Annotated in this window: 13 protein-coding genes and 1 tRNA gene; 10 read left to right on the top strand and 4 right to left on the bottom strand. The window is 63.3% G+C overall.

Annotated features, from left to right (window positions below):
- Positions 1-3: 3 nt before the first annotated feature.
- A complete protein-coding gene (locus tag E7T06_RS15020) occupies positions 4-810 on the bottom strand; it encodes a TIGR02569 family protein (protein ID WP_136366591.1) in 807 nt (268 codons plus the stop codon).
- A 52-nt stretch (positions 811-862) separates the two neighbouring features.
- Between E7T06_RS15020 and murI the strand changes: the two genes are divergently transcribed.
- The 4 genes from murI (at position 863) to E7T06_RS15000 (ending at position 3248) form a co-directional block, all read left to right on the top strand.
- The gene (gene murI / locus E7T06_RS15015) at positions 863-1747 is read left to right on the top strand and encodes a glutamate racemase (protein WP_136366590.1); all 885 of its coding nucleotides are present in this window, start codon (positions 863-865) and stop codon (positions 1745-1747) included.
- On the top strand, positions 1744-2496 hold the full coding sequence (gene rph, locus E7T06_RS15010) for a ribonuclease PH (RefSeq protein WP_168733565.1): 753 nt from the start codon (positions 1744-1746) through the stop codon (positions 2494-2496). The genes murI and rph overlap by 4 nt, the downstream gene beginning before the upstream one ends.
- A gap of 74 nt (positions 2497-2570) precedes the next feature.
- The gene (locus tag E7T06_RS15005; RefSeq protein WP_136366589.1) at positions 2571-2930 is read left to right on the top strand and encodes a DoxX family protein; all 360 of its coding nucleotides are present in this window, start codon (positions 2571-2573) and stop codon (positions 2928-2930) included.
- A gap of 90 nt (positions 2931-3020) precedes the next feature.
- Entirely contained in the window at positions 3021-3248 is a 228-nt protein-coding gene (locus E7T06_RS15000) for a DUF4287 domain-containing protein (protein WP_136366588.1), read from the top strand.
- Positions 3249-3349: 101 nt separating this feature from the next.
- On the opposite strand, the gene E7T06_RS14995 is transcribed toward E7T06_RS15000, so the two are convergent.
- The gene (locus E7T06_RS14995) at positions 3350-4558 is read right to left on the bottom strand and encodes a VWA domain-containing protein (protein WP_136366587.1); all 1209 of its coding nucleotides are present in this window, start codon (positions 4556-4558) and stop codon (positions 3350-3352) included.
- 201 nt (positions 4559-4759) lie between these two features.
- On the opposite strand from E7T06_RS14995, the gene E7T06_RS14990 reads away from it, so the two are divergent.
- From E7T06_RS14990 to E7T06_RS14965, 6 genes are all read left to right on the top strand, one after another.
- Positions 4760-5380 (top strand): TetR/AcrR family transcriptional regulator, encoded by a 621-nt coding sequence (locus E7T06_RS14990; protein ID WP_168733564.1) that lies wholly within the window; start codon positions 4760-4762, stop codon positions 5378-5380.
- Between the two features lie 271 nt (positions 5381-5651).
- Positions 5652-7172: a 2-phosphoglycerate kinase gene (locus E7T06_RS14985; protein ID WP_136366586.1), complete on the top strand. Its 1521-nt coding sequence runs from the start codon at positions 5652-5654 to the stop codon at positions 7170-7172.
- Positions 7173-7367: 195 nt separating this feature from the next.
- Entirely contained in the window at positions 7368-8384 is a 1017-nt protein-coding gene (locus E7T06_RS14980; protein ID WP_136366585.1) for a 4Fe-4S binding protein, read from the top strand.
- Positions 8385-8587: 203 nt separating this feature from the next.
- Positions 8588-11275: a DEAD/DEAH box helicase gene (locus tag E7T06_RS14975; protein WP_240741090.1), complete on the top strand. Its 2688-nt coding sequence runs from the start codon at positions 8588-8590 to the stop codon at positions 11273-11275.
- Positions 11276-11410: 135 nt separating this feature from the next.
- Positions 11411-11484: transfer RNA gene (locus E7T06_RS14970), tRNA-Gln, on the top strand.
- Between the two features lie 315 nt (positions 11485-11799).
- Positions 11800-12408, top strand: coding sequence for a DUF4384 domain-containing protein (locus E7T06_RS14965; RefSeq protein WP_136366584.1), 609 nt, complete (start codon positions 11800-11802; stop codon positions 12406-12408).
- Positions 12409-12612: 204 nt separating this feature from the next.
- On the opposite strand, the gene E7T06_RS14960 is transcribed toward E7T06_RS14965, so the two are convergent.
- Entirely contained in the window at positions 12613-13455 is an 843-nt protein-coding gene (locus E7T06_RS14960; protein WP_136366583.1) for an acyl-CoA acyltransferase, read from the bottom strand.
- A complete protein-coding gene (gene menC, locus E7T06_RS14955; protein WP_136366582.1) occupies positions 13455-14564 on the bottom strand; it encodes an o-succinylbenzoate synthase in 1110 nt (369 codons plus the stop codon). Before menC ends, E7T06_RS14960 begins: the two co-directional genes overlap by 1 nt.
- Positions 14565-14605 lie beyond the last annotated feature (41 nt).

Here is a 14605-nt window from a genome sequence, read left to right as displayed (position 1 = left end):
CTTTTAGGGGGACGCCAGCCGAACCGCCAGATCAACGGCACTCTGGTAAGGATCACTTACCTCCTGTCCGTACTTGATCGGCAGGGGCGACAGTTCTTCAACAATTCTGCGGAAGATCAGCGCACGCAAGAAGAATTGCGGAAAGTCAGGAACAGAACGGACGGCCTCCAGCAAGCCTTCATCTGCACCCTCCCAGACCAATGCGTCGGCAACGACGATAGCGAGCGCAAACCCGGCAGGCCGCCAATACGGAGAAAAGTCGATGACGGCAGGCGCGTCTGGCTCCGAGAACAAGACATTGCCCGTCAGATCGCCGTGGATGAGTTGCGGGGGCGCATGCACGGGCCGGAGCTGCTGGGCCAGCCTCCGCATGTATGGGGCAGCCAAAAAGTCGTCCAGCGGGAGTTCTCCCCAAACCATGCGGTCTGCAGTGGCCCAAGGGTCTGTGCGTGCAGCCAAAAACGCGGGGCGCGGTACAGCGGCCAACGCTTGGTGAAAGTGCTGACTCACTTGCACAATCTCTGTCCAGCGGCCCGGTTCGTGGCGGCCTGTAAGGTAAGTCCACGCCGACCAGCCTTCGACCAGCAAACTGCCGCTGTGGGCACGCAGGGGGCGGGACAGCCGAAAATGAGACTGACTCACTTGCCCCAGCACCTGCGCTTGCCATTCCAATTCTTGAGCCGTGTGGGTGTCCGGCTTCAGCACCGCCTCGCCCACACGCCACACCGTCGTCTGACCGCCAGCCAACGGTTCAGGCCGCCCAGACAGGCCGAACGCCTCCAACACGCTCACCGGGGGTGGAGGATTCACAGGGCGAGTCTAGGCGCTTGCCCCGCTTGCCGCCTCCGCTATCATCCGGGGCGTGAAGCCCGCTGACCCTTCCTGCCGTCCTTTGGGGATTTTTGACAGCGGCGTAGGCGGCCTCAGCGTGTTGGCCGAGATTCGCCGCGTGCTGCCGCAAGAGGACATCGTGTATCTGGCCGATACCGCGCACCTGCCGTATGGCGCACGCGGCGACGACGATTTGCGCGACCTGACGGCACGTGCGGTGGCGGCCCTGCACGCACGCGGCGTCAAGGGCGTGGTGGTGGCCTGTAACACGGCCAGCGCCTTTAGCTTGTCGCATTTGCGCGAGAAGTACGGCCCTCAGTTTCCAGTGATCGGGCTGGTTCCGGCGGTCAAGCCTGCCATTCAGGCCACCCGTTCGGGCGTGGTGGGTGTGTTGGCAACTCCCGGCACCTTACGCGGCACGCTGCTGCAAGACGTGATTCGTCAATGGGCTGTGCCAGCGGGCGTGCAAGTGCTGATGGCGGTCAGTGCTGCATTGGTGCCGCTGGTAGAAGCGGGCCAGCAAGACAGCGCCGAGACACGGGCCGAATTGAGGCGGGTGCTGGAGCCTTTGCAGGCAGCGGGCGCAGACCAGTTGGTGTTGGGCTGCACGCATTATCCGTTTTTGGCCCCGGCCATCCGCGCCGAATTTGGCAACACGTTTGCGCTCATAGACAGCGGCGCGGCGGTGGCCCGGCATACCCGCAGCACGCTGGAACGGCTCGGCCTGCTGCGGCCAGAAGATGTGCCGCACACGCCCCAAATCAGCTACTTCGTCACGGGTTCGCCAGAAGCGGCGCGGCCTGTCATCGCTACCCTGCTGGCCGGGGCCATGCACAATAGGGATCAGAGTTCAGTTCTCCCCCTTCATTCTCCCCCTAGAGCCGACGCGCTCCGAATCGAGCCGATACAGACATGACCAAAATGAACCACGCCACCCGCCTGCCCATCCGCGAGGGCCGCGACAGCCTGACGCCCCGCCCCCTGACCGTGCGCCGCAGCGTGAATCCGCACGCGCCCGGCAGCGCTCACCTCACGATGGGCCGCACCGAAATCTTGGCGACAGTGAGCATAGAAGACAAGGCCGCGCCGCATATGCGTGGGCTGAAAGAAGGCTGGCTGACCGCCGAATACGCGATGTTGCCCCGTGCCACCACAGACCGCCAAGCGCGGGAACGCAGCCTGCAAAATGGCCGCCGCCACGAAATCCAGCGCCTCTTGGGGCGGGCGATGCGGGCCAGCATGGATTTGCGCCCTTTTCGGAACCAGACGCTGTACATAGACTGCGACGTGTTGGTGGCCGACGGCGGAACCCGCGTGGCGAGCATTTTGGCCGCCCACGCCGCCCTGCACGACCTGTGTGACCGCATGGTGCGGGCCGGAAAACTGAGCGAATGGCCCCTGCTGCACAACGTGGGCGCGATCAGCGTCGGCTTTGTGGGCGATGAACTGCGCGTAGACCTTGATTACGCCGAAGACAAGGTGGCCCGCGCCGACCTGAACGTGGTGGCTACCAGCACCGGCCTGCTGATAGAAACGCAGGGCGGAGCCGAAGCTGGCCCGATGACCACAGAGGAATTCACGCGCCTGATGACCAGCGGGGTCACGGCGGTGCAAACCTTGATGGTGGATTTGGGGCAGCAACTCGCGGTGCGTCCGGGCGTCTAGCCCACATGCTGCGCCCATCCGGGCCAAACGTCCCGGCCTGCGCTACACTTTTGGGCATCTCAAGGAGGCTTCACATGGGCGTAACAGGATTCATCGGGCGGGCACTGCTCGCAAGCATTTTTATCAAAAACGGCCTCGATCATCTGCAAAACCCTGAACCCATCGTGCGGGCGGCCAAGGGCGCGGAAGTGCCGGAACCCGAAATAGCCGTGCGGGCCAACAGCGCCGTGATGCTGGGCGCAGGCGCGATGCTGGCCCTCGGCGTGGCTCCCCGCTTCGCCTCTACCGCGCTGGCCGCCAGCCTGATTCCCACCACTGTCATCGGCCACCCCTTCTGGGACAAGAGCGGCAAAGAGCGCAGCAATCAACAGGCTCAGTTTTTGAAGAATCTAGCGTTGTTCGGGGCACTGCTAGCGGTGGGCAGCAGGAAGTAAGCAGGGAGTAAAAAAGATAAGAGAGCGGGCCTGCCAGAAAATTCTATCTGACAGGCCCGCTCTTTCTTAGCCAAAAACGGGGGAATCTATATGGCTAAAACGCCGGAACAGATCAAGCAGAGCTACTACACCAACATTGCGGCCAAGACAAGCATCAACATTCCCGATTGGATGGCCCGCATTCGCGCCAAATTACAGGCTGGAGAACTGGCCCGCCACAGTGACATCGTGAACTGGCTGAAGGCAGAACACAGCTTGGGGCACGGGCACGCCACGTTGCTGGCCCATGACGCGATGAAGGCGGAAGAGGCGGGCTAAAGTTTGGGGCGGAACGTGGAGTGTGGATCGTAGATCGTGGTTTTGCCTTCCCCACGTTCCACGATCCACACTCTTTTTGCTGTTCTGCCGTGCCGACTCCCTTAATTCACCATTTTCGTTTTATTCGTCACAAAGTCCATCAGCACGTACTGCCCAATGTTCTGCGGCGTGGTGAAGTACGCCTTGCCGCGCGTCATTTCGCTGACCCGACGCACGAAGCCCACCAAGTCGGGATCGCGGGCCAGCATGAAGGTATTGACCTGAATTCCGCTGCGGCGGCAGTTGGCAACTTCGCGCAAGGTTGCGCCCAGCACGTAGGGATCGAGGCCATACGCATTTTTGTAGATCCGGCCATCGGGCAGCGTGAGGGCGCTGGGCTTGCCGTCCGTGATCATCACGATCTGCTTCATGTCCTTGTTTTCGCGCTTCAAGAGTTGCTGGGCCAAGCGCAGGCCGCCCGCCGTATTGGTGTGGTACGGCCCGATTTGCGCCTGCGCCAGCTTGCTCACGGTGACTTCTTCGGCGCTGTCGTGAAACAACACGAATTTCACGGTATCGCCGGGGTATTGGGTGCGGATCAGGTGGGCGAGGGCCAGCGCCACTTGCTTGGCAGGCGTAAAACGGTCTTCGCCGTACAAGATCATGGAGTGAGAGCAGTCCAGCAGCACGATGGTCGCGGCGCTGGAGTTGTACTCGGCCTGCCGAATCACAAGGTCAGACTCCTGCAAATTCTCGACGCCCTTGCCCATCACGTTGCCCAGCGTGGCGGTGGTATCGAGGTTCAGGGTGTCGCCAAACTCGTAATTCTTCAGTTCGCCGGTCATTTCTACGCCGCTGGCATACTCGCGGGTATCGTGTGCGCCCGCGCTGCTGCGGCCCAGCCCGCCCATCAGGTCACGCAGCGACTTGTAGCCCAAAAAGTCGATGCTCTTGTCGGTCAATTGAAATTTGGATTCGCCCGATTCGCCCGGCCCGCCGCCCTCGCCGTCTTCAAATTCCTTGCGGATAAAGCCGTCTTGTTGCAGCCTGTCCATCAGGGTCTGAATCTGCTCGCCCAGCTTGGTTTCGCGCACGTCTTCCGACTGCATGGCTTCCATCAACAAGTCTTCGGGAATCATATTGCGCTCGGCCAGCGCCTCCAAAATGGCGTCGAACAGGTCGTCCATGCTGGGCCGCGTGTTGGGATCGGGGTCGTAGGGATCGTTCATGCCCTGCCCCAGCAGAGCTTCCTGAATCATCTGCATCAGTTCCGAAGAATCGAGCTGATCCAGTTCACCCTCGAACTTGCTGTACCGCGTCAGGCGTGCCATACCACAGCATGGCGCTTGCGGGGGGCGGCATTTGTAACGGTGAAGCAGGTTGGTGAAAAGACGTGAGTGGGTAGTGGTGAGTGGGAAAAGACGAAGACCTCATTCAATGCCAGTCCTTTGCGCCTTTCCCGTTCCTACTGACCACTCCCTTTTTTTGTACAGGGTGCAATTTTGAACTCAGGACGCGCTATCTTGCACGTTATGGATTCGTCTTCGCTGAGGGAGCGCCAAAAGGAACGTCGCCGCGCCCGCATTTACAGCGTGGCTATTGACTTGTTTAAACGGGGCGGGTTTCAGACCACGACAGCCACCGATATTGCCAAAGCCAGCAATGTTTCTCGCGGCACTTTCTTTAATTACTACCCCTACAAAGAAGCCGTGTTGCTGGATTACGGCAGCGAAGTGATGACCCGCCTGCGCGACCACGCCGAGGCCCGCCTAAAGGAACATACGCCGCCCCTGACCGTGCTGTACGAAGTCTGGGACTTGTTGGCCGACGAAAACTCCCGCGAGCGCGACCTGTTTCCGCCGCTGGCTTACGAGGTCATGAACCCCAACCCCGAACGTGCCCGCACCGCGTATCAGGCGTTGCCACTCAGCAAAGTCATCGAATTGATCTTGCGCCCGCTGCATCAGGCAGGGCAGATGCGAACCGACCTGAGTTTGCAGCGCATCAGCAACCTGATTGCCGACACGTACCTGATGGTGGCCCTGCGTTGGAGCGCCTACGGCACCGAGCGCACCCTGCAAGAAGAAATGCGGCTGGCGCTGACGCTGCTGCTGGAAGGGGCGCTGAGGCGCGAGCCGGTGGCGCGGAACTAGGGGACTGCGTTTGTGGGTGAACCCCCCCGTTGCTGACGCAACGCCCCCCTTAAGGGGAGGACAACAGCTTTTGCGCTCCCCTCAAGGGGGGCTGGCTACGAACTGGCACAGCTCCGCAGGAGAGCAGACTGGGGGGTTTACTCGCCAACGCCAAATTCCAACAATGTAGGCATCTTGAAAGGCCGGGGCGAGTAGACTGCCCCGGTTGACTTTTGCCTTTCACCGCTTTACTTAGTCTCCCCCGCCCCCCTTCCCGCCGAGGTTTCCGCCGTTGACTCAGCCCGAACTCACTGTTGGCACGTCCCGCTACTCTTGGCCGTTTAGCCGGGGGTTGGTGGTGGAGTCGTTGATCAATGCGGGGGCGTCGGGCGCGGTGGCAGCGGCAGTGGCGCGGCGGGTAGAACAGCAACTTCGGGCGGCGCGGCGGATTCTGGTCACGCCTGAGGAACTGCAAGCGCTGGTGGTAGAAGTGGCGCGGGACGTGGCGGGCGAGGCGGTGGCGCACGCCGCACAGCAGCAAACGCCCGCCTTTGTAGACATCATGGTGACGGCCAAAAAAGGCGAATTGCCCTTTAGCCGGGGCGTGTTGGCCCGCACGCTGGAAGACGCGGGCTTGTCTCAGCGCGACGCTTACGCCACCGCCAGCGCTGTAGACGTGCAGATGCGGCAATCAGGCCTGCGCTCGCTGAGTGCCGAGGCCATAGACGACTTGACCGAGCGCACGCTGGCCGCCCAGTACGGCGAACACATGCGCCTCACTTACCGGTTTTTGCGCCTGAACCGGGGCAAATTGGGCGTCGTCGGTGGGGACGGCAGCGCCCCCAGTCCGTTTTCTAAGGGGCTGTTGGTGCAGTCGCTGTTGGCCGCAGGCGTAGCCCCCGACGTGGCCCGCAAAGTGGCCCGCATAACCCAGCGCGACCTGCGCGGTGCAGAAGACCGGGTGGTGCGCCGTCATGCTATCCGCGAAAAGGTAGAGATGCTGCTGCGCGATGAGGTGGGGCCGGATGTCAGCGCCCGCTACCGCCTCTTGCGTGTGATTCGGCAGCCGCCGCGCCCGTTGGTGGTGCTGCTGGGCGGAGTCAGTGGCACGGGCAAAAGCTTTCTGGCCGCCGAAATCGCTTACCGCCTCGGCATTTCGCGGGTGGTCAGCACCGATTCCATCCGTCAGGTCATGCGGGCGATGGTGTCTCCGGCGCTCCTGCCCACACTGCACGCCAGCACCTTCAATGCGTGGGAGGCGTTGGTGCCACCCGGACAGACGCCGCCCGAACACCCCACCCGCGACGCGCTCTTGGCCGGATTCCGCGAGCAGGTGCAGCAGGTCAGCGTGGGCCTCTCGGCGGTGGTGCGCCGCAGCATCGAAGAAGGCACCAGCGTCGTGCTGGAGGGCGTGCATCTGGTTCCCGGCTACTTGCGGGCCGACGCCTTTGCCGGGGCGTTGGTGGTGCCCATGTTGGTCACGCTGCCCAGCGAATCCGAACACCGCCGCCACTTCGAGAGCCGCGACGAAGAAACCGCCGCCAGCCGCCCGCTGCACCGCTACATGCGCTACTTTGGCGAGATTCGCACCATGCAGGATTACCTAGAGGGGCTGGCCCACGACCTAGACGTGCCTCTGCTGGACGGCCTGACACTGGACGAAAGCGCCGAACAAGCTGTAGACGTGGTGCTGAGCCGCGTGATGGTGGCCCTGACGCCGCAGGAGCGGGGGGCGTTGCTGGGAGAGGCGGGGCTGGAAGGAGTGGGGCTGGGGGAAGTTGGGTTGGTAGAACCGGGGCTGGGGGAAGCGTAAGGCTGGGGTGGAAGGTGAACCCCCCGTTGCTGACGCAACGCCCCCCCTTGAGGGGAGGACTAAAAGCACTTGCGCTCCCCTTAAGGGGGGCTGGCTGCACAGCAGACTGGGGGGTTTACAGGCCAACGTTCCTCGGCACCCCCCACCCCCACCAACCTCGCAGACTTGCCGCCGCCCGCCCGCTAGACTCCGGCCATGTTGCAAGGGGTGCTGTCCCGCTTAGGGGACATGGGAAATTTGACGCCGCGCTATACCGGGCCGCGCTGCCTGCTGGAGCGGCAAGTGGTGGGCGGCTGCGATGCGTGCTACACCACTTGCCCGCACGAGGCGATCGCGGTAGGGATGCTGGGGAACTCGATTACGGTGCTGCCCGACCTGTGTACCGGGTGCGGGTTGTGCGTGCAGGTGTGCCCGTCCGGGGCGCTGGAATACGACCTTCAGGGGCCGCTGCAAGCCGTGAGCGACCAACGCAGTAGCGTAACGGGAAGGCCGCAGGAAGACGCCACCTTGACCTGCTCGCAAAGTGGGGCGGGCGGGCCGCAGTTGCCGTGCTTGGGCCGGGTCACGCCCGCCTTGGTGGCCGCGTCGGGCGTGTGGGACTTGCCTTTGCACCTGATTCACGGCGACTGCGCGGCTTGCCCAGTCGGTGCGCCCGACGTGCCCGAACGCCTAAGCCGCGTGGTAGACGAAGCACAACGCTTACGAGCCACCACCGGACAACCGGCCCAAGTCACCGTGCGCCCCGCCACCGAGGGCGACAAGGGCCGCGACGTGCAGATGTCGAGGCGCGGAGCCTTTGCCAGCCTGTTCCGCGCCGGAAAACAGCAACTCGTGCAGGCCATTCCCGATCAACCTCTGCCGTTTGTGGACTGGAGTGTACCCGCCGAGCGCACTCCCGAGGAATGGCGCTGGCGCGAGCGTACCCTCAAGCCCGCCCCGCCCGAAGACGCGGGCGTGTACTGGCCCGCCCCGCTGGTGGACGACAAATGCATCAACTGCCCGGTGTGTGCCAACGTGTGCCCCACGAGCGCCATCACCCGCGAGCTTCAGCCCGAAGGCGGCGTGCAATTGCTGCTGAACCTGAGCGCCTGCACCGGCTGTATGGCCTGCGTGCATTCCTGCCCGCCCGACGCCATGCACCCGCAAGAAGAATGGCTGCCCGCCGCCTTCCGTGCGCCCATTTTGCTGCGTGAGAGTGAGGGGATGTTGTAGAGCAGAGATTCTGGGTGAACCCCCCCGTTGCTGGCGCAACGCCCCCCCTTGAGGGGAGGACAAGTGCGCTTTTGCGCTCCCCTCTAAGGGGGGCTGGCTGCGGAGCAGACTGGGGGGTTTACACGCCAACGTTTCCGGCCTCAACGCCCCCACCGTAACCCGTCCCCCCGCGCCCTGCTGACCTTCCGGCCTACACTGAAGGCGTGCTGTCTGCCCGCTCCCTTCTCGATCAGCTTGGGCCTGATCCTCTGGCCACACAGTCCACGCGCTACGCCCGTCTAGAGGGCTTCCTGCGCGAGGTGTTGGGCGGGGGTGTGGCGCTGCTGCATGAAGACGAGGCCGTGCCCGCCAACACCGTGAAGGCCGCCGAGTTGGGCTGGACAGACGCCGTGCGCCGGGGCTTCGGCTTTGCCGACGTGTACCGCCATCAGGCCGACACCTACCGTCTGATGCACGCGGGCGAGCATGTGATCGTGACCACGCCCACCGCCAGTGGCAAAACGGGCGCATTTTTTCCGGCAGTCTTCGAGCGGCTGGAGGCCAACCCAGACGCCACCGCCCTCTTTATCTATCCGCTAGTGGCGCTCGGCCAAGACCAGCGCGACAAGCTGAATGCCTTCCGCGATGGGGGCGGTTTTGATTGGCAGATTGCCGCGTTTCAGGGAGGCGCACAGCCCGCCGACGTGTTCAAGGACGGCGTGCGGATGGTCACAGCCACGCCCGACAAATTGCACTGGTCACTCACCCATCCCAAAGTGCGGGCCTTCCTGTCCACCCTGGCCTTCGTGGTGCTGGATGAAGCGCACACCTACCGGGGCGGCTTCGGCAGCGAGGTGGCCGGAATGCTGCGCCGACTGCTGGACTTGGCGCGGGCGCTGGGGGCCAATCCGCAGGTGATTTTAAGTACCGCCACGATTGGCAACCCCGCCGAATTTGCCCGCGAACTGGTGGGGATTGACGCCGTGGAGGTCAGCGAATCGGGCGCAGCGCGGCACGGCAAACGCTACTATCTGGCCGATCACAGAGGGCAGCCGCGCCGCTTTTGGGACGCTGTGATGAACGCCAGCGCCGCGCACGGCCTGAAAGTCCTTGCTTTTTTCCGGGGCCGTTCCCGCGCTGCACGGCTGTATTCCACTTACCGCGCCCAACCGCGCTACGCCCGCGCCGCGCACCTGTACATGGCGGGCACCAGCGACCGCGAAGGCCGCCTGTCCGAGTTTCGTCGGGCAGCCAGCGGCGTCATGTTTGCCACCAATGCTTTAGAGGCGGGCGTGGATATCGGAGACCTAGAAATCGTAATTATCGACGGCTATCCCGGCTCACGCATGGCCTTTCGGCAGATGGCGGGCCGCGCCGGACGGGTGGCCCCCGGCTTAGTGCTGTACCTGCCCGCACTGAACGATCAGGGTGTGCCGCAGCCTGTAGACGCCTTTTACAGCAACACCGGCAATTTTCACGAACTGGTGAACGGCCAGATTGAAAAGGCGGTGGTAGAGGCCGGGAATCCGTATCTGTCGCCCCGGCACAAGGAGCGCCAGAACGAAGAATTCCGGGCGGCGGGCCTGCCTTCGGAGAACTTGCCCGCGCCGCGCTACTGGAACCTGCGCGGCGAGGGCAGCGCCAAATTTGCCGTGATAGAGGCCGCAGAGTGGGCGACGCGGGGAATGCGCTGCTTCGACGCGCCGTTGGAATCGCCCAGCCAGCACTACGCCCTCACCGAAAAGCATGAGGGGGCCGTGTTTTCGTTGGACGGGCAAGGCTACAAGGTGTTGCGCTGGGAGGAACATTCGCCCGGAACGGCCATCATCGTGGAAAAGTTCGAGGCGGCCAACCTATTTACGCGGGGGCTGTATTCCATTGATGTGCAGCCCGCCAAAATGGGCGAGTGGGTGAGGCGCGGCCCGCTGGCTTACCGTCACGGCGAGGTCATTATTCGCCGCCGCTACACCGGATTTTCCATGATGCGCCAAGTGTTCGAGCGCGTGTGCAGCGGGTGTGACCGCGATCCCGGCCCCAGCGAACGCACTTGCCGCGCCTGTGGGGGCCGCATTCAAGACCGGATGCAGGATCACAAGCTCAGCGAACACCTCTACGACAAGCCGCTGGAGTTGCCGCCCTTCCGAACGAGTGCGCTGGAAGTGGGCCTAGACCCGGCGGCCACCGAGCGGCCCACCGCCGTGGCCCATACCCTCAAGCACCTGCTGCAAAAAGTGACGCCAGAGCGCGTGGCCTGCGATGAGGGTGACCTTGCCGGAGCCTTCCGCGAGGGCCGTGACACCTATTTTTTCCTCTACGACGACTGGCTGGGCGGGCTGGGTGTATCGCGCCGTGCGTTCGAGGGCATGGATGATCTGCTGGCCCGCGCCTACCAACTGACCGCCAAAACGTGCTGTAACACGCCCAACGGGTGCTACGAATGCATCGCGGTCAGCCGCTGTTTTGCGCCTTTCTTGCCCAGCGGAGAACGCCGCCCTACCGATAAGGCCGCCACCCACGCGCTCCTCCAAGGCCTCTTGGGTGTGGAGGCCACCACACACGTGCCAGACGCTGCCCCCCTGCCCGACACCACGCCCGTTCTGCCCGCCGCGTGGCCCCTGCAAGCCCGCGAGTTGCTGGATTTGCACGGCCTCTCTTTGCCCGAAGTCAGCGCCCGCCTCGGCATTCCCAGCCGGGAACTCCAGCGGGCGGTCAGCAGCACCGATCCGCTGCGGGTCAGTCATCCCAAATTTGGCGAAGGCGTGTTTATGGGCGGCTCGCATGCGGGAGAGCGGCGTGAAGTGCTGATCTACTTTCCCGGCGTGGGCCAGAAAAGACTCTTGTTGGCCTTCGCGGGCCTGACGGTGGTGCCGGGGCCGGGAGCGCGTGCAGGACGGACTAAACGAGATTCGTAACCGCTTAGAATTCATGAGGTGTAGGCTCCCCTGTTGACCACTCGCGCTTTTCATGCCTATACTCTGGTTCGCCGTTCGGTTTGGGCGGTGTGGGTCATGTGCTTTGGGGTGGCGACATCCGTGGAGTTTAGACATAGGGATATGGTGTAATGGCAGCACAACAGATTTTGGATCTGTTAGTTTAGGTTCGAATCCTAGTATCCCTGCCACAAACGAAGAAGCGGTTCTCTGAAAAGGGGGCCGCTTTTTTCGTGTTTGGGTTGCCCGGTCTACCCCCACCACATCCACCCACTGAGCCGCTGTGATGATTAACTCGGTCACATTCCTGACGCAGCCTTTAGTGTTAGGCCGTTTTGGGCCGCACATGAGACCAAACGCGCTGCGCCTCATCTTCAGTCAGCCGGGCTTCACGGTGAGTCAGGTACGCGGGCCTACTGTAAGGGCACAAAGAACGCACCCGAAATCACGCGCTGGGACAGACCCGACGCCCAAGGTGCGCTCCCCCAATCCCCGGAGGTTTCACCATGTCTACCCTCAAAATGATCTATAAAAAACTCGCTCTTCTGACCGCCGTGAGTGCCGCCGCCCTAAGCAGCGTCTCAAACCCCGCTTTTGCCACGCCGCGCCTGAGCGCCCAAAGCATCATCGTGAACCCGGTGCAGACCACCCTGACGGCCCGTGTGTGGGTAGACCGCGACACCAGCGGCACCCGCGTGCCCAACTACAACGTCGGAGACCGCATTACGCTGTACACCACCGTCAACGAAAACGCTTACGTGTACCTGTTCAACGTGAACCCCGACGGCACCACCGACCAGATTTTGCCCAACCGCATCAGCGCCAGCAACTACGTGCGGGCCGGGACCACCCGCGCCTTCCCCGCCACAGGCGACCAGTTTACCTTTGACGTGACTGGCCCCAACGGACAAAACCGCGTACTGGTCATTGCCAGCCGCCGCGCCCTGAATCTGTCGGAACTCAGCTCCTACCAGAAGGGCCAGAGTTTCGCCACCGTGACGCCCAAGACCCCAGAGCGCTTGGCGCAGGCCCTCAGCATTGTGGTTAACCCGATTGCTCAGCCCGTGCCTCAGCAGGATTGGGTCAGCGACACGGCTTATTACAACGTGTACTGAGGCGCTAAGGCGCGGTGGGTGGTCAGTAGTGAGTGGTGAGTGGGACAGGCTGACTTCGCCGCGCTGAGCGTGGATTGTGGAACGTGGAAACAGATGGGAAAGACGGTAGGGACGCCAGTTAAGCTGGCGTCCCTACCGTCTTTGGTTTGGCTTTTGACCTTCCTACTCACCACTACCCACTGACCACTCACCGCGCGTCAGCGCCTACTCCTTGGACAGCACGTAATAAGCCCTATGCCCCGCCCGCGCCAAATCCGTGATCGCGTAGCCGCGTGCAAGGTAAGAACTCAGCACGTCCCTCAGCGCATGCCGCCACATCAGGCGCACGGGTTCGGGCAGGGTTTCGGCGCGGGTGGGCACCTCGGCCAGCAGGCGGTTTCCAGCCAAATACAGGCGGGTTGCGCCGGGTTCTTGGCTGTACTCGCGGGCTTCGAGGGCCACTTGCCCGCGTGCGGGCGGGGCGGGGCGGTCAGCGTGGGGCTGGGTCAAGTCCCATTCGGCCATCAGGCGGTCAGCGGGAAAGGCGGTGGCCCGGTCATCTTCTAGGGCGTACCAGTCGGCGTGGTAACTGGTCACGGTTGCACCCAACTTGCCCAAGTTCAGGCGGGCGTTGCGGGCAATCAGCGGGTCGAATGTCCACGTCATGCGGGTCAATCCTTGCCGCACGGCGCGTTCTCGCTGCGCCAGTTTCAGGGCCACCGCCATGCCAGAGCCGCGCCAGTCGGGATGCACAGCCAGCAAGTGTGAATGGTGCCAAATCTGCTCGCCCGACAAGGCCGGAAACCCGAAGGCGAGGCCCACCGGAGCGGGGTTACCTTCTTCTGCCGGGTACGCGGCCAGCACGATGCCGCCCATCACAGCGCAAATTCTGAACAGGGTTCCCGGCGTCACCTCGCGGTCTGAGTAGCCCCAAGCGTCTACCTGCACGCCTTCTAGGGCACGCATGGCCCAAGGATCGGTGACGTCGCGGATGATGTAGGAGCGGGTAGGACTGCGACTGGAGGCCGGATTGGAGGCCGTCCCCGGATTGGCGGGCGGTTCCTGCATCAAGCGGTGCGCTCCTCGTGCAGTTCCGCGATGCTGGCAATAAATTCGCGGTTGAGGGTCACGCCGATGCCGGGGCCGGTGGGCACAGGCATCAGGCCGTCTACGGCTTCCAACGGTTCATTGATGACGTCGGTGGCCCAGTAGCGGCTGGCACTGCTGGTATCGCCGGGAAGCGTGAAATTGGGCAGCGTAGACAGGTGGATGTTATGGGCGCGGCCCACGCCACTTTCCAACATGCCGCCGCACCACACGGGCGCACCGAACGCCTGCGAGATGTCGTGAACGCGCCGCGCTTCGGCATGACCGCCCACACGGGCCACCTTCACATTAATCACGCCGCCCGCCCCCAGCGCCAACCCCTTGCGGGCGTCCTGCGCGGTGGTGATGGATTCATCGAGGCACAGCGGCGTGGTCAGGCGGGCCTGCAAGGTGGCGTGATCTACGAGGTCATCCCACGCCAACGGCTGCTCTATATAGGTCAAGCCGAATTCGTCCAGCGCCCGCAGGCGGCCCGTATCAGCCAGCGTGTAGGCGCTGTTGGCGTCCACCGTCAGGCGAATGTCGGGGAAGGCTTCGCGGGTGGCCCGCACCGGCTGAATGTCCCACCCCGGCTTGATCTTGAGCTTGATGCGGCGGTAGCCCTGCTCCACATGCCGCCGCACCACATCCACCGTTGCCGCTTCGTCCGCCTGAATGCCGAGGCTGACGCCCACTTCGACTTCTGTTTTGCGGCCCCCCAGCAGTGTTCCCAGCGGCACTTCCAGCATCCGCGCCCACAAGTCCCACGCGGCCATCTCCACCATCGCCCGCGCCATCTTGTTGCCCCGGAATCCACCCAGTGCGGCCTCTAGGTCTTCCGGGTTGGCAAAAGTCTTGCCCAGAATGCGCGGCAGGAACACATCTTTCAGCAGATGAAGGCCGCCCGCAATCGTCTCTTCGCGGTACATGGGCGCAAATTCCATCGTGCCTTCCGAGAGTCCTTGGAGGCCGCCGCCGTGCAGCACCAGCAGCGGCACCACTTTCTCCGTCTGCACCCCGAAACTCGTTTCAAACCGGAATTTGAGGGGCAAACGCACAACGATAATTTCGGCGGCCTCGATACGCAGCATAGGCGTCAGTATGCCCGCTGGGGTACGTGGAATGGGCCAAA

The organism is Deinococcus sp. Arct2-2 (assembly GCF_004801315.1).
Classification (GTDB): Bacteria; Deinococcota; Deinococci; order Deinococcales; family Deinococcaceae; genus Deinococcus.
The sequence above is the reverse complement of the archived record's forward strand: the minus strand, read 5'-3'. Positions and strand labels throughout refer to the sequence as shown.

What these genes read in the sequence shown, in the direction of transcription:
- menC (WP_136366582.1), bottom strand. Translation starts at nt 14,564, where the DNA reads ATGCTGCGTATCGAGGCCGCCGAAATTATCGTTGTGCGTTTGCCCCTC.
- E7T06_RS14995 (WP_136366587.1), bottom strand. Translation starts at nt 4,558, where the DNA reads ATGGCACGCCTGACGCGGTACAGCAAGTTCGAGGGTGAACTGGATCAG.
- rph (WP_168733565.1), top strand. Translation starts at nt 1,744, where the DNA reads ATGACCAAAATGAACCACGCCACCCGCCTGCCCATCCGCGAGGGCCGC.
- E7T06_RS15000 (WP_136366588.1), top strand. Translation starts at nt 3,021, where the DNA reads ATGGCTAAAACGCCGGAACAGATCAAGCAGAGCTACTACACCAACATT.
- E7T06_RS14980 (WP_136366585.1), top strand. Translation starts at nt 7,368, where the DNA reads ATGTTGCAAGGGGTGCTGTCCCGCTTAGGGGACATGGGAAATTTGACG.
- E7T06_RS14965 (WP_136366584.1), top strand. Translation starts at nt 11,800, where the DNA reads ATGTCTACCCTCAAAATGATCTATAAAAAACTCGCTCTTCTGACCGCC.
- E7T06_RS14990 (WP_168733564.1), top strand. Translation starts at nt 4,760, where the DNA reads ATGGATTCGTCTTCGCTGAGGGAGCGCCAAAAGGAACGTCGCCGCGCC.
- E7T06_RS14960 (WP_136366583.1), bottom strand. Translation starts at nt 13,455, where the DNA reads ATGCAGGAACCGCCCGCCAATCCGGGGACGGCCTCCAATCCGGCCTCC.
- E7T06_RS15005 (WP_136366589.1), top strand. Translation starts at nt 2,571, where the DNA reads ATGGGCGTAACAGGATTCATCGGGCGGGCACTGCTCGCAAGCATTTTT.